The sequence below is a fragment of the Microbacterium sp. HD4P20 genome (assembly GCF_019449275.2).
Classification (GTDB): domain Bacteria; phylum Actinomycetota; class Actinomycetes; order Actinomycetales; family Microbacteriaceae; genus Microbacterium.
In genome coordinates this window covers 414,584-434,887 of record NZ_JAHZQZ020000012.1, presented here as the reverse complement: position 1 = coordinate 434,887, position 20,304 = coordinate 414,584, and the positions used below count along the sequence as shown (strand labels likewise).

General features: G+C 71.0%; 20 protein-coding genes. 5 read left to right on the top strand and 15 right to left on the bottom strand.

Annotated features, from left to right (window positions below; genetic code table 11):
- Positions 1–29 precede the first annotated feature (29 nt).
- From K0817_RS07040 to K0817_RS07020, 5 genes are read right to left on the bottom strand one after another with little or no spacing between them, the layout of a single operon-like run.
- Entirely contained in the window at positions 30–1,100 is a 1,071-nt protein-coding gene (locus K0817_RS07040) for a hypothetical protein (RefSeq protein ID WP_219980657.1), read from the bottom strand.
- Positions 1,097–1,645: a UGSC family (seleno)protein gene (locus K0817_RS07035; protein WP_219980656.1), complete on the bottom strand. Its 549-nt coding sequence runs from the start codon at positions 1,643–1,645 to the stop codon at positions 1,097–1,099. Before K0817_RS07035 ends, K0817_RS07040 begins: the two co-directional genes overlap by 4 nt.
- Before the next feature lie 49 nt (positions 1,646–1,694).
- The gene (locus tag K0817_RS07030; protein WP_219980655.1) at positions 1,695–2,825 is read right to left on the bottom strand and encodes an NDMA-dependent alcohol dehydrogenase; all 1,131 of its coding nucleotides are present in this window, start codon (positions 2,823–2,825) and stop codon (positions 1,695–1,697) included.
- Positions 2,826–2,843: 18 nt separating this feature from the next.
- Positions 2,844–4,328: an aldehyde dehydrogenase gene (locus tag K0817_RS07025; protein ID WP_219980654.1), complete on the bottom strand. Its 1,485-nt coding sequence runs from the start codon at positions 4,326–4,328 to the stop codon at positions 2,844–2,846.
- Positions 4,329–4,349: 21 nt separating this feature from the next.
- Complete coding sequence (locus K0817_RS07020; protein WP_219980653.1) at positions 4,350–5,513, bottom strand: NDMA-dependent alcohol dehydrogenase; 1,164 nt, start codon at positions 5,511–5,513, stop codon at positions 4,350–4,352.
- 180 nt (positions 5,514–5,693) lie between these two features.
- Here K0817_RS07020 and K0817_RS07015 point away from each other — a divergent pair, with 180 nt between their 5' ends.
- Positions 5,694–6,617: an SDR family oxidoreductase gene (locus tag K0817_RS07015; RefSeq protein WP_219980652.1), complete on the top strand. Its 924-nt coding sequence runs from the start codon at positions 5,694–5,696 to the stop codon at positions 6,615–6,617.
- Between the two features lies 1 nt (position 6,618).
- Here K0817_RS07015 and K0817_RS07010 read toward each other — a convergent pair whose 3' ends face one another.
- Entirely contained in the window at positions 6,619–6,861 is a 243-nt protein-coding gene (locus K0817_RS07010) for a hypothetical protein (protein WP_219980651.1), read from the bottom strand.
- Positions 6,862–7,185: 324 nt separating this feature from the next.
- Between K0817_RS07010 and K0817_RS07005 the strand changes: the two genes are divergently transcribed.
- Positions 7,186–7,956, top strand: coding sequence for an IclR family transcriptional regulator (locus tag K0817_RS07005; protein ID WP_219980650.1), 771 nt, complete (start codon positions 7,186–7,188; stop codon positions 7,954–7,956).
- A 12-nt stretch (positions 7,957–7,968) separates the two neighbouring features.
- On the opposite strand, the gene K0817_RS07000 is transcribed toward K0817_RS07005, so the two are convergent.
- The 3 genes from K0817_RS07000 to mftR all read right to left on the bottom strand — a co-directional run bounded on the left by K0817_RS07000 (position 7,969) and on the right by mftR (position 11,098).
- On the bottom strand, positions 7,969–8,823 hold the full coding sequence (locus K0817_RS07000) for a CmcJ/NvfI family oxidoreductase (RefSeq protein ID WP_219980649.1): 855 nt from the start codon (positions 8,821–8,823) through the stop codon (positions 7,969–7,971).
- A 131-nt stretch (positions 8,824–8,954) separates the two neighbouring features.
- Positions 8,955–10,466 (bottom strand): GMC family oxidoreductase, encoded by a 1,512-nt coding sequence (locus tag K0817_RS06995; protein WP_219980648.1) that lies wholly within the window; start codon positions 10,464–10,466, stop codon positions 8,955–8,957.
- Positions 10,463–11,098, bottom strand: coding sequence for a mycofactocin system transcriptional regulator (gene mftR, locus K0817_RS06990; protein WP_219980647.1), 636 nt, complete (start codon positions 11,096–11,098; stop codon positions 10,463–10,465). Before mftR ends, K0817_RS06995 begins: the two co-directional genes overlap by 4 nt.
- A gap of 80 nt (positions 11,099–11,178) precedes the next feature.
- Here mftR and mftE point away from each other — a divergent pair, with 80 nt between their 5' ends.
- Positions 11,179–11,874 carry a mycofactocin biosynthesis peptidyl-dipeptidase MftE gene (gene mftE, locus K0817_RS06985; RefSeq protein WP_219980646.1) on the top strand — a complete coding sequence of 232 codons (696 nt, stop codon included), beginning with the start codon at positions 11,179–11,181 and terminating at the stop codon, positions 11,872–11,874.
- Positions 11,871–13,349, top strand: coding sequence for a mycofactocin biosynthesis glycosyltransferase MftF (mftF, locus tag K0817_RS06980; protein ID WP_219980645.1), 1,479 nt, complete (start codon positions 11,871–11,873; stop codon positions 13,347–13,349). The genes mftE and mftF overlap by 4 nt, the downstream gene beginning before the upstream one ends.
- 88 nt (positions 13,350–13,437) lie before the next feature.
- Here mftF and K0817_RS06975 read toward each other — a convergent pair whose 3' ends face one another.
- The 5 genes from K0817_RS06975 to K0817_RS06955 are packed head-to-tail and all read right to left on the bottom strand — an operon-like array spanning position 13,438 to position 17,229.
- Positions 13,438–14,574, bottom strand: coding sequence for a UDP-N-acetylmuramate dehydrogenase (locus K0817_RS06975; RefSeq protein WP_219980644.1), 1,137 nt, complete (start codon positions 14,572–14,574; stop codon positions 13,438–13,440).
- A 3-nt stretch (positions 14,575–14,577) separates the two neighbouring features.
- The gene (locus K0817_RS06970) at positions 14,578–14,997 is read right to left on the bottom strand and encodes a MaoC/PaaZ C-terminal domain-containing protein (protein ID WP_219980927.1); all 420 of its coding nucleotides are present in this window, start codon (positions 14,995–14,997) and stop codon (positions 14,578–14,580) included.
- Between the two features lie 5 nt (positions 14,998–15,002).
- The gene (locus K0817_RS06965; RefSeq protein WP_219980643.1) at positions 15,003–15,452 is read right to left on the bottom strand and encodes a MaoC family dehydratase N-terminal domain-containing protein; all 450 of its coding nucleotides are present in this window, start codon (positions 15,450–15,452) and stop codon (positions 15,003–15,005) included.
- Positions 15,453–15,486: 34 nt separating this feature from the next.
- A complete protein-coding gene (locus tag K0817_RS06960) occupies positions 15,487–16,284 on the bottom strand; it encodes a sulfite exporter TauE/SafE family protein (protein WP_219980642.1) in 798 nt (265 codons plus the stop codon).
- Positions 16,285–16,287: 3 nt separating this feature from the next.
- Positions 16,288–17,229 (bottom strand): DUF2510 domain-containing protein, encoded by a 942-nt coding sequence (locus tag K0817_RS06955; protein WP_219980641.1) that lies wholly within the window; start codon positions 17,227–17,229, stop codon positions 16,288–16,290.
- A gap of 78 nt (positions 17,230–17,307) precedes the next feature.
- Here K0817_RS06955 and K0817_RS06950 point away from each other — a divergent pair, with 78 nt between their 5' ends.
- Entirely contained in the window at positions 17,308–17,904 is a 597-nt protein-coding gene (locus K0817_RS06950; protein ID WP_219980640.1) for a rhomboid family intramembrane serine protease, read from the top strand.
- A gap of 33 nt (positions 17,905–17,937) precedes the next feature.
- Here the strand turns inward: K0817_RS06950 and K0817_RS06945 are convergent, their stop codons facing one another.
- Positions 17,938–20,076: a copper-translocating P-type ATPase gene (locus tag K0817_RS06945; RefSeq protein ID WP_219980639.1), complete on the bottom strand. Its 2,139-nt coding sequence runs from the start codon at positions 20,074–20,076 to the stop codon at positions 17,938–17,940.
- Positions 20,077–20,304: the final 228 nt, after the last annotated feature.

Below are 20,304 nucleotides of genomic sequence, written 5' to 3'. Positions count from 1 at the left end.
GCGGCCCGTACGTGGAGTGCGAGGGCCGATCATGCGGCATCCGCGGGCGCGGCGGTCACGATCGGCACCCCGGTGCCCGACCAGTCGGCGAAGAAGCGCACGACCATCGAGATGCCGGCGGTCCGCGACCCCGCGACGGCGACGAGGATGCTCGACTCGGCGCCCTCGGGGATCGTCCGCTGGAAGCGGTCGCCGGGCGTCCCGTCGCCGGGGCGTCGGACGCCCTTCTCGGCGAAGTCCTTCCCCGCCCGGGCCAGCGCCTCGGTCGAGCGGCCCGAGTGCTCGGCGAGCCAGCGCTGCACGTCCGCGCGACTGTAGCCGGCGCGCGCGAGCAGATCGGCGTGCTCGGGACAGAGCACGACGCCGGCACCGGCATGCTGGAAGATCCACGAGCCCGACCGCCCGATCGTGTCGGCGAAATCGCCGAGCAGCTGCTCCGGGTCGCTGGTGTGGCGGTTGTCGACGTACTCGCACGTGCGCAGCAGGGTTGCGGTCACTGCGTCGCCGGGGACGCCGAGCTCGGCCGCGAGCGGCGGCCACGGGCTGTCCTCTTCGTTCTCGCCGAAGCAGATCGACCATCGACCCGGAAGGCCCTGGGTGGCCTGTTCGAGCTCGTGCGGAATCACGCCGAAAGCGTTGCGCACGATGAGACCGATCGCACGGGCGACCGTGGCATTGGGACGGAACCCCGGCCCGAACACGCCGCCCGTGCTGTTGAAGCCGAGTCGCTCGCGGATCGGACCGTTGACGATGATCAGGGGTGCCGGACCGCTGGTCGACTGCCAGCCCCCGCCCTTTGCGGCCCGCTCGCGCATGAGCGCCTCCCAGGCCGCCAGCACGACGGGGAAGTACTCGGGCCGGCAACCCGCCATCGCGGCGTTGATCGCGGCGAGCTCGACGTTCACCGTACGATCCACCTGCGGCATGTGACCGATGACCTCGTCCGCGGGCCGGCCGGCGGCCGCGAGGAACGCGTCCACCAGCGGACGGGTGGCGGGAACGAGTGGAAGCCCGTCGCTCCAGCCCTGCTCGTAGCAGTGCTCGATCGCCCGCTGCGCGGCATCCGCGTCGAGCTCGGCCTCGACCGCCGGCGCGCTCATCGCCCGCCCCCGACGAGCGCGGCAGCGACCTGCGGAAGCAGCATCCGCGCGCGCGCCTTCACCTGCGCCGGATCGAGCACCGCCATCGGGTGCTCAGTGGTGATCCACTCGTAGTCCGGTGCGCCCTGCACGCGGGCCATCGTCCGGCCGGTCGTGAGGAAAGCGTCCGTCAGCACCACTGCGGCGGGGATGCCGGCGCGCTCGAAGTTGATCCCGTCCGCCACGGCGGCGGCGCTGCACGATCCGCAGTCACCCACCCCTGTGATCACGACGTCGCAGGCCTCCCGGTAGCGCGACACGATGTCGTCGCCCACCGGCACCGAGAAGCTCGCCTTGGTCTCAACGATCGAAACGTCGGCGGCGCCGTGCTCCGAGACCAGCAGCCGCCCCACCTCGGTGAGGAACAGCATCGCGTTGTGCTTGGTGTTGTCGAGCAGACCGACGCGCGCCCCGCGCAAGTCTGCCCGCCGCGGTGCGAGCCCACCCAGCGAGGCCGCGTCGGCGGCGGCCGCGCGACCTGTCGGATCGAGGATGGCGTTGGGCATCGGGATTCCTTCCTGAAAGCGGTGCGCGTGGGCGGACGGACGTCCCGGCTCAGGCCAGCGCGGGGTCGTGGACGATGACACCCCGGATGTTGCGGCCCGCGACGAGGTCGTCGTAGGCCTCGTTGACCTGGTCGAGCGAGTACGTGCGACTGACGAGCTCGTCGAGCTTCAGGTCTCCGGAGTCGTACAGCCGCAGCAGGCGCGGGATGTCGTACAGCGGGTTGCAGTCGCCGAAAAGGGCGCCGCGGATCTGACGCTGATAGCCGATCAGCATCCCGGCGTGCACGTGCACCGCCTTCTCGGTGAGGTGGCCCACCGCGGTGATCGTGACCTTGCCGCCCTTGCCCGTCATCATGACGGCGGCGTTGACCATCTCTTCGGTGACGGCATTGGGCGTCATGATGGCGTGATCGGCGAGCTGCCCCCACGTGCTCGACACCACGAAGTCGTGCGCCTCCTGCGCCGTTGCGAAGGTCTGCGTGGCACCGAACGTCAGCGCGTTCTCGCGCTTGAACTCGACGGGGTCGATGACGATGACGTCCTTGGCTCCGGCGAAGCGGGCACCCTGCACCGCGTTGCTGCCGACTCCCCCGGCCCCGAAGATGACGACGGTGTCGCCGGCTCGCACGCCGGCGGCGTACACCGCCGACCCCCAGCCGGTGGGCACGCCGCAGCCGACCAGCGAGGCGACGGTGAAGGGGATGTGGCCGGGCAGCGGCACGACCGCCCACTCCGAAACGACGGCGTACTCCGAGAAGGTGCCCAGCGAGCAGAACCCCCCATAGTCTTCGCCGTCGCGGTGGAAGCGGTAGGTGCCGTCGAGGAACATGCCGGTCCCGGCGTTGAGGCCCTTGACGCACATGTTCTGGTGACCGGTCGAACACGGGCGGCAGGCCCCGCAAGCGGGGATGTACGACAGAACGACGCGATCGCCGGGCTTCACGCGGCGCACGTTCGGGCCGACCGACTCGACGATGCCCGCGCCCTCGTGGCCGCCCACGATCGGAAGGCGCACAGGGGCGTCTCCCTCGGTGATGTGGTGGTCGGAATGGCACAGACCCGACGCCACGAGCTTGATGCGGACCTCGTGCTCCTTCGGATCGTCGAGCTGCAGTTCGGTCAGCTCCCACCCCTGGTGAGGACTGTGCGCGACGGCTGCGCGTGTGGTGATGGTTGCCATGGCTGAACTGCCTGCCTCTCAGAGCGTCGGCGTCGCGGGACGCATCGACACGGTCTTGACCTGGGTCCACTCGAGCACCGAGTCGGCGCCCATGGTGCGGCCGAAGCCGCTGGACTTGTAGCCGCCGAACGGGCCGCCGATGACCGCGGCGCCGAGGGCGTTGTTGACCGCGACCTGGCCCGCCTGCAGGGCGCGGCTCATGCGGATGGCGGTGCCGACGTCGCGGGTCCACACCGACGCGACGAGGCCGTAGTCGGTGCCGTTGGCGACCTCGATCGCCTCGCGCTCGTCGTCGACGGCGATGACCGAGAGCACGGGTCCGAAGATCTCCTCCCGGGCGATCTTCATATCGGGCGACACCCCGTCGAACAGGGTCGGCTCGACGAAGAACCCGTCGCCGTAGTCGCCGCCCCGGGGAACCCCGCCGCCGGTCACCAGTTCCGCGCCGGCATCCTTTCCCGCCTCGATATAGCCGAGCACCCGGTCGTGCTGCTTCTCGTTGATGAGCGGCCCCATGTTGACGGGCTGATTCCATGGTCCGACGGTGATCTTCTGCATCTGGGTCGCCAGCCGCTCGACGAGCTCGTCGTGGACGCTGCGCAGCACGACGACGCGCGACCCGGCGGCGCAGATCTGCCCGGTGTTGAGCGTGATGCCCGACACCATGGCCGGCACGGCCACGTCGAGATCCGCATCCGGGAACACCACCTGGGGCGACTTGCCGCCGAGCTCCAGGTGCAGCGGCGTGAGGTTCTCGGCGCACGCCGCCATGATGAGAGAGCCGGTGAAGGGCGAGCCGGTGAAGCCCATGCGCCGGATGCGCGGATGCGCGGGGAGCGCAGCGCCGGCTTCGTGCCCATAACCGGTGACGACGTTGATCACGCCTGCCGGGATGCCGGCCTGGATCGACAGTCTCGCCAGCGCGAGCGGCGTCAGCGGTGCGTCTTCGGCGGGCTTCATCACGATGGTGTTGCCGGCCGCGATCGCCGCGCCGACCTCGGTGACGAACATCGGGCCGGGCGCGTTCCACGGGATGATCGCACCCACCACGCCGTACGGCTCCCGCAGCGTGAAGCCGAGGGCGTCGGGCGAGTAGGTGGGAAGCGAGACGCCCTGCACCTTGTCGGCCTGCCCGGCGATGAAGCGCAGCTGGCCCGCCATCGGCGGCGGTCCCCAGTGCGGCCTCCCGACCTCCTGCGATTCGAGCTGGTCGAGCTCGGCCAGGTTGTCTTCGATGAGCGCGGCCCACCGGAACAGCAGCGCCGCCCGCGCGGTGGCGTTGAGGTCGCGCCACGCGGGGAACGCGCGCTCGGCCGCCTCGACCGCGGCATCGATGTCACTCGCGTCGCTGCGGGGGACGGATGCGAGGTGCTCGCGATTGGCGGGGTTGATGACCTCGATGGTGCGTGCGGTGTGCGAGGGCACCCATTCGCCGCCGATCAGCTGTGCGCCGTCGACGAGGAGCGAATCGGTGAGGGTCGGATTCGGTGTGGTGATCGTCATGACTTCGTCCTCTGCGATGGATCAGTTGTCGTGGTCGATGAGGACGACGCCGCGGATGTTCTTGCCGTCGAGCATGTCCTGGTACCCCTGGTTGACCTCATCGAGCGTGTACGTCCGCGTGATGAGCTCGTCGACCTTGAGCTTTCCGCTCTTGTAGAGGCTCACCAGTCGCGGAATGTCGACCAGCGGGTTGCACGCCCCGTAGATCGCGCCCTGGATGCGGCGCTGGAAGCCGATGAGCATGCCCGGGTTCTCGTCGATCCAGCCGTTGCCCACGGCCGTGATCGTCACCTGGCCGGTCTTTCCGACGATGTTGAGCGCGTCGTGGATCACCTTGTCGTGCAGCACGCCCACGGTGATGATCGCGTGGTCGGCGAGCTCGCCCCACGTGGATCCGGCGACGAAGTCAGTCGCCTCCTCGGCGGTCTCGAACGTGTGCGTCGCCCCGAAGACCTCGGCCATCTCGCGCTTGAACGGCACCGGATCGACGACGACGACGCGCTCGGCGCCGGCGAGCGCCGCACCCTGGACGGCATTGCTGCCCACGCCGCCCGCGCCGAAGATGACGACGGTCTGGCCGGCCTGCACGCCTGCCGCATGGACGGCCGATCCCCACCCGGTGGGCACGCCGCATCCGATCACGGCGCCGACCTCGAACGGCAGATCGGCGGCCACCGGCACGACGGAGTACTCCGAGACGACCGTGTACTGCGAGAACGTGCCCAGAACGCACAGCCCGCCGAAGTCCACGCCGTCCTGGCGGAAGCGGAACGTGCCGTCGGAGAACTCACCCGTCGAGGCGTTCTTGCCCTCGTCGCACAGGTTCTGCCGGCCGGTCGAGCAGTAGCGGCACTTGCCGCACGCCGGGATGAACGAGAAGACGATGCGGTCGCCGACCTTGACGCGCGTGACCCCGTCACCGACGGCGTCGACGATGCCGCACCCCTCGTGACCACCGACCACCGGCATCCGCATCGGAGCGTCACCCTTCTGGATGTGGTCGTCGGAATGACACAGCCCGGCGGCGTACACCTTGACCCGCACCTCGTTCGCGCGAGGCTCGTCCAAGTCCAGTTCGGTGACCTCCCACGGTGTGCCCGGCGCCCGGCACACGACCGCCCGGGTCGTCGTGGCGGACTGCCGGGCCGGGGCGGCGCTGCCGGCCGCGCTGGTCGTCGTGCTCATGGACTGCCTTTCGCTGAGGACTGCGCTGTCAGCCGCCGGCGACGACGCCGGCTGCGGTCTTCCTCTACCGTGTCGCCCGCGCGGCGCACGTGACCAGGGGGCTTTCGCCGCACGGAAGGAAAGCGGAAAGTGCCTGCGCCGTCACGTTGACTGGGCGCACACCAGCACGAAGGAGCGCGCATGTTGAAGGATGTCTCGGGCAAGGTCGCCGTCGTCACGGGAGGGTCGAGTGGGATCGGGCGCGGCATCGCGCTGGCGCTCGCGCGCGCGGGTATGACCGTCGTGGTGACGGGGCGCACGGCCCCGCATCTCGATGAGACCGCCGCGGTCTTCGCCGAACGCGGTCTCGCGGTGCACGCGATGCAGGTCGACGTGACGGACCTGGCTGCGATGAAGGCGGCCGCCGACACGGTCGAGCAGCGCTTCGGTCGCATCGACGTGCTCGTCAACAACGCCGGCATCGGGCTGACCGGTCCCGTCATGGATGCCACGCCGAGTGACTGGGACTGGATCATCGACGTCAACATCAAGGGCGTGGGCAACGGCATCCAGGCGTTCGTGCCCAAGATCCGCGCCCACGGAGAAGGCGGCGCCGTCGTGAACACGTCGTCGATGGCGGGCCTCATGCCGATCGTGGCAGGGCTGTACTCGATGACGAAGGCGGCGGTGATCGGGCTGTCGGAGGCGCTGCACATCGAACTGCTCGGCGAGGGCATCTCCGTCGCGGCGTACTGCCCCGGACCGACCCACAGCAACATTGCCGCCGCGGTGTCCAACCGTCCCGCGCAGTACGGCGAGTCCGGCTACGCCCCGCCGCCCCCGGCGTTCACCGAGGCCGCCCGCGAGCAGCCGTACATGAGCGCCGATGAGGCGGGCGAGCGCGTGCTGGCCGGCATCCTGCGCGGCGACATGTTCATCCTCACCCACCCCGAGTTCCGGGCGGGAGTGGCCGAGCGTCACGCGACGATCGAGGCCGCGTTCCCGGATGAGCCCCTCGATGAGCCCCGCGGGGCCGCGATCCCGTTCCTGCTGTCGTCGCCGGTGTACGCCGAAGAGAACCGGCTGCCCGCGCCGACAGCGCCCGCTTCGTGGGTGGCGCCGTAGATCAGGCTCCCGAGGTGTGAACCTCGACGGGGTAGGTGATGTCGATCCGTTCGGCGCCTACTCCGAGCATGGGCGAGAGCATCTGGCGCATGAACTCCTTGGGCACCAGGCACTCCGCGCACGCCGCCGGTCCTGCCTCGATGCGCGCGAGCGCCCGGTCGTCGACGAACTCGACAGACAGATGATAGTCGTCGGCCTCGAGCGTCTTGCGGAACTCGTCGAGCTGTCCTCGGTCGATGGTCATGCGCTTCTCCTCGTGCGGTGCGGTCGGCTGCCTGACCGAACCGCCTTCTGCCCAGAGCGTAGACACCGGGCACGCGTGGACCGAAATGCCATCCCATCCCGCGGAAGATCGGGACGGATGCCGCGGCGCCGCGAGCGTCAGGACACTCGCGCATTCCGCCAGGCGGAACGACGTGGCTATCTTGATAGGGAAATGCCCCATGATGAGGGACAGTTCCCCCGCCCTGAGCGACGACGACGTTCCGGAGGTTGGTCGACGATGACCATTAATCCCATTCAGTCCGCCCCCTCAGCCCGCTCGCGCCGCTCGGCGCACAGCGGACAGATGACCGCCGCGCAGCGCGTGCTGGCGATCCTCGAGGCGTTCGACGAGGACCACCTCGTGCTGACGCTCAGCGAGATCAGCCGGCGCGCAGGCTTGAGCCTCAGCACCGCTCATCGCCTCGTCGGGGAGCTTCGCGAATGGGGCGCCCTCGAGCGCTCCAGCGAAGGCCGCTACGCGATCGGCATGCGCGTCCTCGAGCTGGGCTGCCTCGAGCCGCAGGGCATGCACCTGCGCGAGGTCGCGCTGCCGCACCTGGGCGATCTGCAGGCCGCCATGAACGCCAATGTGCACCTGGCGGTGCGCGACGGCCACGACACCGTGTACGTCGAATCGCTGCGGGCACGCGGCGGGGCGCACGTGCTCAGCCGCCTCGGCGGGCGCTGGCCGCTGCACGCGACCGGCACCGGACAGGTACTGCTGGCCCACGCCTCGCAGCAGTTCCAGGACGAGGTTCTCGCCCTCCCCCTGCAGAAGTACACCAAGAAGACCGTCACCGATCCGTACGAGCTGCGCCGGGTGCTCGCCGACGTGCGCCGCACCGGCGTCGCCGTGGCGGACGAGTCGATCACGCACAACGCGATCGCCGTGGCCGTGGCGATCCGCGGCCCCCGCGACCGTGTGATCGCGGCGGTCGGCGTGACGCTGCACCGCGAGAGCTGGACGCCCGGTGCCGCGCTGCCCGCGCTCACCACGACGGCGCGCGCGATCTCCCGCGCGCTCGGCGCCCCGTCGGCGCGGCGCACGCCCGCCGGAGCCAGCGCCGCGGGTTGAGCACCATCGTCGCTACCGGAAGTACGCGACGGTGCGGTACTCGATGCTGTGCCGCGGCGACGCGGCGTGCGCCTCGGCATCGAGGAAGGCCGAATGCATCACGCGCCACGCGCGGGAGTGGTCGGAGTCGTGAAGGACGAACAGCAGCAGCTCGTCGCGCGTCATGTCGGGGTAGAAGTACCAACGGTGCGACGGGCGGTAGTGAAACTCCGATCCGCTGAGCGCGCGCGGCGATCCGTCGATCGGGCCGAACGGGTCGGACGGGATGGCGTCGACGAAGTAAAGCGTGTTGGGCAGCCCCTCGTCATCGCCCAGGCTGCGGAAGTCGCATACGGCGAGCGGCCAGTCCTGCGGCGGCGGGCTGAAGACGCGCCAGCAGCTCGTGCTGACCGCTCGCGCATACCCCGGGCCGTCGGGAAAGTGCCGCTCATACGTCTCCGCGGCATGCGCGGCCGCCCCTTCGGGTGAGAAGTCGATGTGGACCAGGCCGGCAGCAGGCTGCGAGTCGTGCGCGCCGGGGTCGGCGGCGCGCCGCAGCGTCGCACCCAGCAGCGCGACGCGGTCGGCACCCAGCCGCAGGCGCACGAACTCCTCGATCTCGGCGTCATAGACGCGAGCGATCTCGTCGCGATCGGTGAAGTCCTCCACGCGCGTGGGTCGGTGCACGAGCTCGAACCCGTTGCGCTCGAGGGTGAAGGGGCGATGCACAGCCCGCGCGTCGTAGACCTGCACCGCATACGAGTCGTAGAGCCCGGTGTTCACGCTCCTGCCTGGCGCGGTGAAGCGCCGCAGCACCGTCGACTCCTCCGACAGGTAGTTCATGACGCCCCACACGGCGGGCACGGTGCCGAGCTCGTCGATCGCCACGCTCGTCCTCCCCCGATCGCCGCGTCGCGCGGGCGGTCCGTGCGGCGGTGATCCTCAGTTCACGCGGGCCAGCGTATTGACGCCAGGCGAGGGGCTGTCGCTCGATTCCGCCGGGCGGAACCCGGTTTCGATCACTCGGAGGCGATCAGCTCGGCGACGCGCTCGCCCACGAATACCGCGGTCAAGGCCGTGCCACGCGAGGGCACTGCCGGCAGCAGCGACGCGTCGGCGACCCGCAGGCCTGTCGCGCCGTGCACGCGGCCGTGCGCGTCGGTCACGGCATCCGGATCGTCGCCGTCGCCCATGCGTGCCGTCCCGCACGAATGCAGCGCCGTCCCGAGCGCGCTGCGGATCCACTGCTCGGCCGCGTCGTGGTGCGCCACCGAGTCGACCCACTCGGGGACGGCGTCGGATGCCACCACCCCGCGCATCGGCTCCGACCGCAGCATCCGCGCCGCCGCGCGCGTTGCGGCCCGCAGTGCGGCCACGTCCTCGCCGCGGGAGAGATAGTCGTAGCTGATCAGCTCGGCCGTCACCCGTCCGCGTGCGAGCGGCTCGGCCAGCGTGATCCGCAGGTCGAGGGGGCCCACCGCCGTCGCGCGGCCGCTCAGGATCGCCGCCGTCGGCTTCGCGGCCAGAAGCAGCTCCACACCGGCGTCGGCGACCTCGCCGGCGGGCGCGTTCCAGGCGGCCGTCCACGCGGCGTGCAGCTCGGCGGACACCACGCCGGGCCGCGGCTCCCACGCGATGTCGAGGGCAGGATGGTCCGACAGTCCGCGACCGACACCCCGCGAGTCGGCGACGAGCCTGACGTCAGGGGGCAGTGCCGAGGCATCCCCGATCCCCGATCTCTGCAGCAGCCGGGGCGTCTCGACGGCGCCGGCACTGACGATCACTTCGTCCGCCCCGATGAACGACGTCTCTGCCCCCACCGCCACGTCGACGCCGACCGCAGCGTCGCCCCGGAACACGATGCGTCGCACGAGTGCGCCGGCACGGATCTCGACGGATGCCGCGGCCAGCAGGCTCTCGTAGGCACGGGCCACACCCCAGCGTGCGGGGCCGACCGCGTTGCGTGGCAGAAGCCCGGCCCCCGACGGCCCGCCGGCGTTCTTATCTGTCTCAGGGCGTGCGCCCGTGGCGAGTGCGGCGTCCAGGAACGCCGACGTCACCCGCTCCGAGCCCCCGGTGCGCTCCACCGGCATCGGGCCCGTCGTGCCGTGCACGGCGTCGCCGCCGAAGTCGCGATCGCTCTCGAGTCGGCGCAGCGCCGGCAGGCAGGCGTCGTAGCTCCACTCCGGACCCGCGACGGCCGCCCATCCGGCGAAATCGTCGGGGTGGGGTCGCTGGAAGTACGCGCCGTTGACCGATGTGCTTCCGCCGAGCAGCCGACCGCGCGCGATACGCCATGGTCGGCCCGTGAAGAGCTCGGCGTCATAGGTCCAGGTGAGCGCGCCGCCGGGCAGGCCCTCTCGCACGGTCCAGGCGTGCTCGAGCCCGTGCTCGGCTTCCGAGTCGCCCAGCGCAGCGCGCAGCGGCCCGGCCTCGAGCAGGGTCACGGCGTGGCCGAGCGCACCGAGCCGCGCCGCGAGCGGGATGCCCGAGCCTCCTGCGCCGACCACGACGATGCGGCGAGTGCTCATGAGCCCGGTGAGCCTCCGGTCAGCGCGACGTCCGAGAACACGTCGCGAAGGCCCGCGAACGACACGTCGATGAGGTCGAGCAGGTCATCGTCCGACGCGAGCCATTGCTCGTAGGCGGCGAGCGAGATGCCCAGGCACGCCCACGAGACCGCCTGCGGAAGCGCCGAGTGCGCGGGCACACCGCGTCGTCGCGCGATGAAGTCGGCGATCACGGCACGCCATTCCGCGTACCGAACGGTCGAGTGGGCGACCAGCTCGGGGGTCTCGAGCAGAATCCGCATGCGATGGCGGTGGCGGTCGAGTTCGTCCTCGGGCACCTCGTTGAACCGACGCACGGCGGCGCGGATCGCCTCGATCGGCGGCACCTCGGCGGGGGTGCCCGTCAGCGCCGCACGGAAGGCGTCCAGCAGCCGCTCGAAGTCGCCCCACGCCACGTCGTTCTTGGATGGGAAGTACCGGAAGAAGGTGCGCCGTCCGATGCCCGCCGCGGCGGCTATGTCGTCGACCGTGATGGCGTCGAAGCCGTGCGCTATGAAGAGATCGAGGCCGATGCGGCCGAGCTCGTCCTTGGATGTCGACCTCGCACGACCACGCGGGCGCGGTGCGGCAGGCGCCGGAACGACCACGGGCATCCCTTCTCTATGGCACTCGATGCCAGTAAACTCCTCGCACACCGGAAACGCGCGGCGACTCTCAAGGAGGACAGTAGCCCATGCACTCCGCCACATCGCCGGCACCCGTGCTCGCCGATGCGCCGTGGCCCGCGATCCCCGAGGGGCTGACGCTCCTCGTGCCGGTCGGCTCGACCGAACAGCACGGACCCCACCTGCCGCTCGACACCGACACCGTCATCGCCGTCGCGGTCGCGCACGCCGCCGCGCTCCGGCTCGGCAGCGGTGTGCGGGTCTGTCCGGCCATCTCGTACGGTTCCAGTGGCGAGCACCAGGCTTTCCCGGGCACGGTGTCGATCGGCACCGAGGCGCTCACCCGCGTGTTGATCGAGGTGGGGCGCTCGGCACGCAACTGGGCACCGCGGCTGGCGTTCGTGAACGGCCACGGCGGCAACGTCGAGGCACTGACCGCCGCGGTGCGGGAGCTGCGCGAGGAGGGGACGGATGCCTCGTGGCAGGCCTGCCGCCACGGTGACGCGCACGCCGGCCGGGGCGAGACGAGCCTGCTGCTCCACCTCGCGCCGGACCGCGTGGCGATGGAGCGGGCCGAGCGCGGGAACGTCGATCCCGTCGCCGACCTGCTGCCCCGTCTGCGTCAGGAGGGCGTTCGCCCGCTCGCGCCCAACGGCGTGCTCGGCGATCCTCGCGGCGCGTCGGCGGCAGAAGGCGCCGCTCTCGTGGAGCGCATGGCGGACGAGCTCGCCGCCGCCCTCCGCACGCCGACCGGGCGCTCATGACCCCTGCCGAGCGGGAATCGCCCCAGCCGCACGACAAGGAGCTGCCCCGAGGAACCGTCGCCGTCGTGGGAGCGGATGTCTGGCGGTACGACCGCGGCCGCATGCTGGTCGGCGGTGCGCCGACGCGGGTCATGCGCCTGAGCGCCATGGCCGCCGGGCTGATCCAGGACGGCCGTATCGCGGCATCCGATCCCGCCTCCATGCGTCTGGTGGCGCGCCTGGTCGATGCGGGGATCGCCCACCCCGACCCGGCGTCGCTGCCGCCGATCGGACGAGAGACGGTGACCGTCGTCATCCCCGTCTACGGGCGGCCCCGTGAACTGGCCCGGCTGCTCGCCGGCCTCGCGGGCATGCGGGTCGTGGTCGTCGACGACGGCACGCCGGAGCGGGACGCGCGTGCCCTGCACGACGTCGTCGCCCGCGGCGGAGCGCAGCTGCTGCGTCTGGACGAGAACGTCGGCCCCGCGAGCGCACGCAATCGAGGACTGGCCATCGCCACGACCCCGTTCGTCGCGTTCGTCGACTCCGACGTCACTCTCACCCCCGACGACGTGGAGCGGATGCTGCGGCACTTCGGCGATCCCGGACTGGCCCTGATCGGGCCGCGCGTCGCCGGGATCCCCCGACACGGCACCTGGATCGAGCGGTACGAGAACACCCGGTCGTCGGTGGACCTGGGCCGCAGGCACGCGCTCGTGCGACCCCGATCGCCGGTGGCGTGGCTCTCGAGCACGTGCCTCGTCGCGCGTCGCGAGGCACTGGGCGGCGGTTTCACCGACGGCATGCGGGTCGGTGAGGATGTCGACCTGGTGTGGCGCCTCGCCGAGGCGGGCTGGCGCGTGCGCTACGACCCGACCGTCACGGTCTCGCACGAGCATCGGGCCTACGTGCGGCCGTGGCTGGCCCGCAAGCTGTTCTACGGCACGGGCGCGGCGGCGCTGGCTGCCCGCCATCCCGAGGCGATCCCGCCGGCCATCCTGCGCCCGTGGTCGGCGTCGGTCGTGGTCCTGCTGTTGTGTGCACGGTGGTGGTCGGTGCCCGCGGCGCTGGCCGTCGCGCTCGCCACCGCCTGGCGGCTCTCGCGAAGACTGGGCACCGGCGAGGGCACGCGCATCCTTCCACTGCGGCTGGCCGGGGGCGGCGTGCTGGGTGCATTGACGCAGACCTCGGCCCTGGCGCTGCGCCACTGGTGGCCGCTGGCCGCGGTGGCCGCCGCGGTCTCACGCCGGGCGCGATGGATCATCGGCACGATGGCGGTGGTCGACGCCGTCGTCGAGCACCGCCGGCTGCGGGCCGACCTCGACTTCGTGCGGTTCGCCGTCGCACGGCGGCTGGACGATGTGGCATACGGCGCCGGTGTCTGGTGGGGTTGCCTGCGCCGAGCCGACTTCCGCGCCCTGCGGATCGAACTGACGCCGTCTGCTCGGCGCTCGCGAACACGCACCGACGACGACGACGTCCCTCCCGCGCCCTGACGCCCGACGCGAGTGGCGACACACCGGTTGCGAGGGGCGCGGGGTGCGGATCGATGGACGAGCGGATGCGGGGAGCGCGACGAGCTGCCTAGAGCTCGACGTTGACCAGCACGGGCTCGGGCTGCAGGATCAAGCCGAAATCGGATTGCACACGCCCCTGGATGAACCGCGCGAGTTCGGCCAGCTCGGCCGCGGTCGCTTCACCGCGGTTCGTCAGAGCCAGCGCGTGCTTGCTCGACAGCGCGGCCCGCGAACGCGGCAGCTTGAAGCCTCTACGCAGTCCGGACTGCTCGATCAGCCATGCCGCGCTGACCTTGACGTCGGATTCGACGGCACTCGGCGGTGGGATGAACCCGTCGAACGATGCCAGCGGGATAACCAGCACCGGGTCGAGGTCGGGGGCGACAGGCCAGCGCGGGCATTCGTCGGGCAGCGTGCGGGCGAAGGATGCCGACACCACCGCGTTCTGGAAGAACGACCCCGCGCTGTAGGTGTCGGGATCGTCGGGATCGAGCACCATGCCCTTGCTGCGGCGCGTCTCGAGGATGCGCTCGCGCACCCACGCCAGGGTCACCTCGTCGTCGGGGGCGAGACGCAGCGCCGTGCGCAGCTGGTCACCGGCGATGCGGCGTCCGCCGTGCCCGACCTCCGCGAGGTCCAGAGTGACGGAGAGGATCACCGCGCGGCGCGTCGGCACCGACCCGTAGTGGTGCTTGAGCACGGACGTGCGGAATCCCAGGCCGAGATCGGCAGCCGGTACGGTCGCGACCTCACCGGTGGACTCGTCGATGAGGTCGACCTCGGCGAGGGTCTGGACGATCTCCTGGCCATAGGCCCCGATGTTCTGCACCGGCGCGGCGCCCACCGTGCCCGGGATGCCCGACATCGCCTCGATGCCGCCGAGGCCCTCGCCGACCGCGTACGCGACGAGGGAATCCCAATCGTGCCCCGCCTGCACTCGCAGCCTGACTCGGCCCGGCACGGGCGACGGCATCCGTTCGATCCCCTGCGTCAGCACCCGCACCACGGTGCCGTCGAACGGCTCGTCGCCCACGAACAGGTTCGATCCCCCGCCGAGCGCGAACCACGGGTCGCCGGTGGACCACACCTCACGAAGCGCCTCGACGAGCTCATCGGCGGTGGAGGCGTCGATCATGCGGGCGGGGGCGCCGCCGGTGCGCAGTGTCGTCAGCTGCGCCAGCGGAACGGGCGTCACGTCGGGCATGCGTCAAACGGTCCGCACGCGCACCTGCGCCTTGACGAGCACCGTCGTGCCGTCATGCGAGACGGTCAGATCGATGCGCGCGGAGTCCTCGTCCACGGCGCCGACCTTCGCGACGACGGTCACGTCGGCACCGGTCTCGGGGTCGACGACGACGGGCTTGGTGAAACGCACGCCGTACTCCAGGATGCGGCCGGTGTCGTGAAGACCGCTCTCGGTGAGCCAGGTCTGAATCGTTCCGACCGCGAGTCCCATCGTCAGCATGCCGTGCGCGAGGACGCCGGGCAGTCCGACCGCGGCCGCCACGTCGTCGCGGTAGTGGATGGGATTGAAGTCGCCGGATGCCCCGGCATAGCGCACGAGCGACTCCCGGGTCAGATGCACCGTGCGTTCTGCGACGACGTCGCCGACGGCGAGGGCGGTCAGCGCGCTCACTTCTCACTCTCCCCGACGAGCAGGATGGAGGTCGCGGTCACGACGTGTGCCCCGGCCGCATCAGTGATCTCGGCGTCGCTGGTGACCATCGCGTTGCCGCCCATCGTGCGGATGCCCGTGACCGACAGCGTCGCGGTGAGCTCGTCGCCGGCGACGATCGGCCGCGTGTAGCGGAAGCGCTGCTCGGCGTGCAGGACACGCGAGAGTTCGATGCCCGAATCGGGTTCGGCCAGCAGCTGCTGCAGCGTCTGATCCTGAACGACCATGGCGAAGGTGGGCGGCGCGACGACGTCGGCGTAGCCGAGAGCCTGCGCGGCCTGAGGGTCGGTGTGCTGCGGGTCGTCGGCGAAGACGGCGCGCGCGAACTCGCGCACCTTCTCGCGACCCACGAGGTAGGGGGCCGTCGGGGGGAACTCACGTCCGACGAGCTCGGGGTTCACTGGCACCCGGCCATCCTACCGGCGCCCCTCCCGCCCGCCGTCAGGACGGACGGCGCCCGCGCGCGGCGCGCAGGCCCATCTGCACCGCGATCACGACGAGGAACGCGGCGAAGAGCATGTTGCCCACGAACGGGTCGACGAGCGTGGCGATCCAGGCACCCAGCGCGGTGGTGGTGCACGCGGCAACGCCGATCAGCGCGGCGGCGGCGAGGTCGACGTTGCGGCGCCGGAGGTTGCCGATCGTGCCCGACACGGCCGTCGGGATCATCATGAGCAGCGACGTGCCCTTGGCGACCAGATCGCTGGTGCCGAACAGCAGCATGAGCACCGGCACGACCACGATCCCGCCGCCGACACCGACGAGCCCCGAGAGGATGCCGGTGGCCACGCCGACCACGACGAGCGCGATCCCTGACAGCCACGTGAGGACAAGGTCGGCCTCGCGCGACGGAATCACGACGAACAGACTCACGATCACCGCGACGAGAAAGCCGACGAAGCCCCAGCGCAGCACGGTGAGCGACAGCCGGGGCAGCATCCAGGTGCCGATCTGGGCGCCGACCACGGCGCCGGCCGCCAGCAGCAGCGCGGCGATCCAGGCGACCGAGCCATGGAGGGCGTAGGAGATCACTCCGATGGTCGCGATCGGCACGATCGCCGCGAGCGAGGTCCCGGCCGCCAGCCGCTGGTCGAAACCGAGGATCAGCACGAGCAGCGGCACGATGATCGTGCCCCCTCCCACGCCGAACAGACCCGACAGCAGGCCTGCCAGAAGACCTACTCCGACGCAGGTGAGGATGAAGCGCGCGTCCCGCGGACGGCGCACGACGTCGGGCACGGTTTACTCGTCGGAGACGCCGTCGATCGCCCAGCCGCCGTCGTCCGGAACCAGCGTGTAGTGGTACACGATCTCGCCGGGAGTCGGGTCAGTGGGGTTGCCCTGGTCATCGACGACCACGACATACGACTCCGTGGTCGTGATCACGATCTCGCCCTCACCGGCGACGACGTCGTCGACCGCGACCGTGTACTCGTCGAAGTTCTGGTCGAACAGCTCGGCTTCGGCGACGAAAGCGGCGCAGTCGGCGAATCCGCTGTCTGCCTGGAACTGCTCGGTGGTCGATGTCACCAGTGCATCGCAGTCGGCGTTCTGCCAGGCATCGTCGTACAGCTCGACGGCGGCGACCGCCGCCTGCTCGTCGGGGGTGGTCGCCGAGCCGCCGGAGGTCGCCATGTTGAGGAACAGCAGCGGGATCAGCACCGCGGCGGCGATCACGATTCCGAGCAGGACGACGCCCAGCACCAGCCACAGGATCCACAGCTTGGATGTGCGCGACTCGGTGGCCGCGCTGAACGCCCCGCCCCCAGCATCCGCTCCCGGGTAGGCGGCCCCGGCCGGAGAGCCGGGCTGCGCCACCCCGCCCGGCGGCGGCACGGCCCCGACAGTCGCCGGCTGCTCGGGTATCGCACCCTGCGCGCCGAAGAGTTCGGTCGCGGGGTCGCTCGCGGGGGGCGCCTGATCGCCGGGACCGGCTGCGCGCGACGGGACCTCCGCCGACGCGACGGCGGCGGGGTCGACGCCGGCAGCGAGCGCGCCGGCTTGTGCCTCGGCTTGAGCCTCGGCGTTGGTCTCCGCTTCGGATGCGGCCACGATCTCGGCCTCTGTGGGGGCGTCCGTGGCCTCAGGGTCGGGCTGAGCGACGTGCTCCGTCCATTGGGCGCCGTCCCACCAACGCAGTCCGCCGTGGCCGTCGTCGTACCACCCGGGAGGAGTCGTCTTCATCCTCAAACCCTACCCGCGCGAGGCGATGTCACAACTCCCCTCTGCCGACGTGGCCGCGGCGAATGCGACGATGGGCATATGACCACGACCCCACCGGTGCGCCGGGGCGGCGGGCCGCTCGCCCGTGTCGTCCAGCCTCTGATCCTCCTCGCCGTGATGTGGGTGGTCCGCGTGCTCGATGCCGTGCTTCCCGGCAGCTGGAATCACGTCTACGGGATCGAGTCGTGGGCACTCGACGGCCTCGACGGCGTGCTGCTCTCGCCGGGCCTGCACACCGGTTGGCCGCACCTGCTCGCGAACACGGTGCCGTTCCTGATTCTCGGCGTTCTCGTCGCTCTCGACGGGATCGGCCGGTTCTGGGCCGCCACCGCTGTCATCGCCGTTGTCGGCGGGCTCGGAACGTGGGTGTTCAACGCTCCGGGCGCCGTCACGGTGGGTGCCTCGGGACTGGTGTTCGGGTACTTCGGCTACCTGCTCGTGCGGGCGTTCGTCGCTCGATCGCTGGGCCACGGCATCCTGTACGCCCTCATCGCGATCGGTGTGGCGATCGTCTACGGCACCAGTATGCTGGCCGGCATCTTCGGCGCGCCCGAAGGGGTCTCGTGGCAGGGGCACCTCTTCGGTGCGATCGGCGGGGGCATCGCCGCGATCCTGGTGCGCCCCCGCCGGGAGTGAGCTCGCGCGAGCCGGGTCGGGCCGCTCGTCCGGTCAGCGCCCCAGCACCGCGCGCGTGCTCGCCTCGGGGCTCAGATCGAGCCGACGCAGCAGCTGGGCGTTCAGCGCGACGACGATGGTCGACAGCGACATCAGGATGGCGCCGACCGACATCGGTAGAACGAACCCGATCGGAGCGAGGACGCCCGCGGCGAGCGGCACCGAGATGAGGTTGTATCCGGCCGCCCACCACAGGTTCTGCGTCATCTTGCGATAGCTCGCCCGCGAGAGCTCGATCACCGAGAGCACCGACCGCGGATCACTCGAGGCGAGGATCACCCCGGCGGAGCCGATCGCGACGTCGGTTCCTGCACCGATCGCGATCCCGACGTCGGCTCGCGCCAGCGCGGGTGCGTCGTTGACGCCGTCGCCCACCATCGCGACCTTCTTGCCCTCGCTCTGCAGCTCGGCCACCTTCGCGGCCTTGTCTTCGGGGCGGACGCCGGCGAAGACGCGACGGATGCCGAGGGCACCGGCCACTGTCTCGGCCACGGGCTCGGCATCCCCCGTGATCATCACGACCTCCACGCCCAGCCGGTGCAGGGCGTCGACGGCCTCACGCGATTCGGCACGGACCTCGTCCGCGAGCGCCAGCGCCCCCACGACCGCGTCGTCCCGCACCACGTGCAGGACGATCGAGCCCTGCTCGCGCCAGTCCGACGAAGCGGGGTCGTCTGTCGCACCGACCTCTTCGAGCATCCTTGGACCGCCGACGCGCACCTGGTGGCCCTCGACCGTCGCGGTCACTCCCACGGCAGGTGACGATGCGAACCCGGTGGCGGCGGGCACGGTGAGACCGCGCTCCTGCGCCGCCCGGACGATCGCGCGGGCGAGCGGGTGCTCGCTGTCGGCCTCGGCGGCCGCGGCGAGCGCGAGCACGGCATCGGCGTCCAGCTCGCCGGATGTCGCGACCTCGACGACCGTCGGCTCGCCCTTGGTGAGAGTGCCGGTCTTGTCGAACAACACCGCATCGACCGTGCGCATCGTCTCGAGGGCGAGCCGATCCTTCACGAGAACGCCGCCCCGGGCCGCGCGCTCGGTCGCGATCGAGACGACCAGCGGAATGGCGAGCCCGAGCGCGTGCGGGCACGCGATCACGAGCACGGTGATCGTGCGCACGACCGCCTCGTCGGGCAGCCCGAGTGCCGTCCAGACGATGGCGGTGATCAGCCCGGCGCCGAGCGCGAACCAGAACAGCCAGCCCGCCGCGCGATCGGCCAGGCGCTGCGCGCGCGATGACGAACTCTGCGCCTCCGCGACGAGCCGACGGATGCCGGCGAGCGCGGTGTCTTCGCCGGTCGCGGTCACCTCGACCCGCAGTCCGGAGTCGGTCGCGACGGTGCCGGCCGTGACCGCATCCCCCACCGTGCGGGCGACCGTGCGCGATTCGCCCGTCACCATCGACTCGTCCATGTCGGCGCGACCGTCGACGATGCGGCCGTCCGCGGGCACGCTCGCACCAGGTCGCACGACCACCACGTCGCCCACGCGCAGGTCGGATGGTGCGACCTGCACGATCGCGTCGCCCTCGACCCGTTCCGCCTCATCGGGCAGCAGCGCCGCGAGAGAGTCCAGTGCCGATGTCGTCTGCGCGAGCGAGCGCATCTCGATCCAATGACCGAGCAGCATGATCACGATCAGCAGCGCGAGCTCCCACCAGAAGTCCAGCTGATGGTGCAGCTTCCCGAGGCTCGCGCCCCACGATGCGACGAACGCGACGGTGATCGCGAGGCCGATCAGCAGCATCATGCCGGGCCGGCGCGCGCGCAGCTCGTCGACGGCGCCCGAGAGGAACGGCCAGCCGCCCCAGAAGTACATGACGGTGCCCAGGACCGGCGCGATCCAGGTGAACAGGGGTGTTTCGGGCAGTGAGTAGCCCAGCACCATCGCGAACATGCTCGAGAACGCGATGACCGGCACCGCGAGCGCGAGGTTGATCCAGAACAGGCGACGGAACCGCTCGACGTGACCGGCGTGGCCGGCGTGGCCGGCGTGATCCGCGTGCGCGTCGTGGGAGGCGTGCGCGTCGTGATCGTCGTCGCGCGCTTCCGGGCCGGCGTGCGCAGCGTGCGCGTCCGGCTCCGCCGCCGTGCGGGCGCCGTGGTCGTGATGGTGGTCGTGCGGATCGGTCACGGGACTCTCCTCGAACGCGGTGTGCTTCCGTTATACCCCTATGGGGTATAGGCCACAACGCCCGAACCGGTGCCGTATTCCCGATCGGCGAGCGATGCCGCGGCCTGCGTGAACTGCCAATGATGCGCACGCGCCCGCCATCATGCGAAGGGCGCCCACGATCGGGTGTGTGGCGGATCGGAGCTCGAGCAGAATCGGCAGTGCGCGTCCGCGCCATCGCCTGAAGGA

What these genes read in the sequence shown, in the direction of transcription:
- K0817_RS06950 (WP_219980640.1), top strand. Translation starts at nt 17,308, where the DNA reads ATGACCACGACCCCACCGGTGCGCCGGGGCGGCGGGCCGCTCGCCCGT.
- mftE (WP_219980646.1), top strand. Translation starts at nt 11,179, where the DNA reads ATGCACTCCGCCACATCGCCGGCACCCGTGCTCGCCGATGCGCCGTGG.
- K0817_RS07020 (WP_219980653.1), bottom strand. Translation starts at nt 5,513, where the DNA reads ATGAGCACGACGACCAGCGCGGCCGGCAGCGCCGCCCCGGCCCGGCAG.
- K0817_RS07025 (WP_219980654.1), bottom strand. Translation starts at nt 4,328, where the DNA reads ATGACGATCACCACACCGAATCCGACCCTCACCGATTCGCTCCTCGTC.
- K0817_RS07040 (WP_219980657.1), bottom strand. Translation starts at nt 1,100, where the DNA reads ATGAGCGCGCCGGCGGTCGAGGCCGAGCTCGACGCGGATGCCGCGCAG.
- K0817_RS07015 (WP_219980652.1), top strand. Translation starts at nt 5,694, where the DNA reads ATGTTGAAGGATGTCTCGGGCAAGGTCGCCGTCGTCACGGGAGGGTCG.
- mftR (WP_219980647.1), bottom strand. Translation starts at nt 11,098, where the DNA reads ATGCCCGTGGTCGTTCCGGCGCCTGCCGCACCGCGCCCGCGTGGTCGT.
- K0817_RS07030 (WP_219980655.1), bottom strand. Translation starts at nt 2,825, where the DNA reads ATGGCAACCATCACCACACGCGCAGCCGTCGCGCACAGTCCTCACCAG.
- K0817_RS07010 (WP_219980651.1), bottom strand. Translation starts at nt 6,861, where the DNA reads ATGACCATCGACCGAGGACAGCTCGACGAGTTCCGCAAGACGCTCGAG.
- K0817_RS07035 (WP_219980656.1), bottom strand. Translation starts at nt 1,645, where the DNA reads ATGCCCAACGCCATCCTCGATCCGACAGGTCGCGCGGCCGCCGCCGAC.
- mftF (WP_219980645.1), top strand. Translation starts at nt 11,871, where the DNA reads ATGACCCCTGCCGAGCGGGAATCGCCCCAGCCGCACGACAAGGAGCTG.
- K0817_RS06995 (WP_219980648.1), bottom strand. Translation starts at nt 10,466, where the DNA reads ATGAGCACTCGCCGCATCGTCGTGGTCGGCGCAGGAGGCTCGGGCATC.
- K0817_RS06955 (WP_219980641.1), bottom strand. Translation starts at nt 17,229, where the DNA reads ATGAAGACGACTCCTCCCGGGTGGTACGACGACGGCCACGGCGGACTG.
- K0817_RS06975 (WP_219980644.1), bottom strand. Translation starts at nt 14,574, where the DNA reads ATGCCCGACGTGACGCCCGTTCCGCTGGCGCAGCTGACGACACTGCGC.
- K0817_RS07005 (WP_219980650.1), top strand. Translation starts at nt 7,186, where the DNA reads ATGACCGCCGCGCAGCGCGTGCTGGCGATCCTCGAGGCGTTCGACGAG.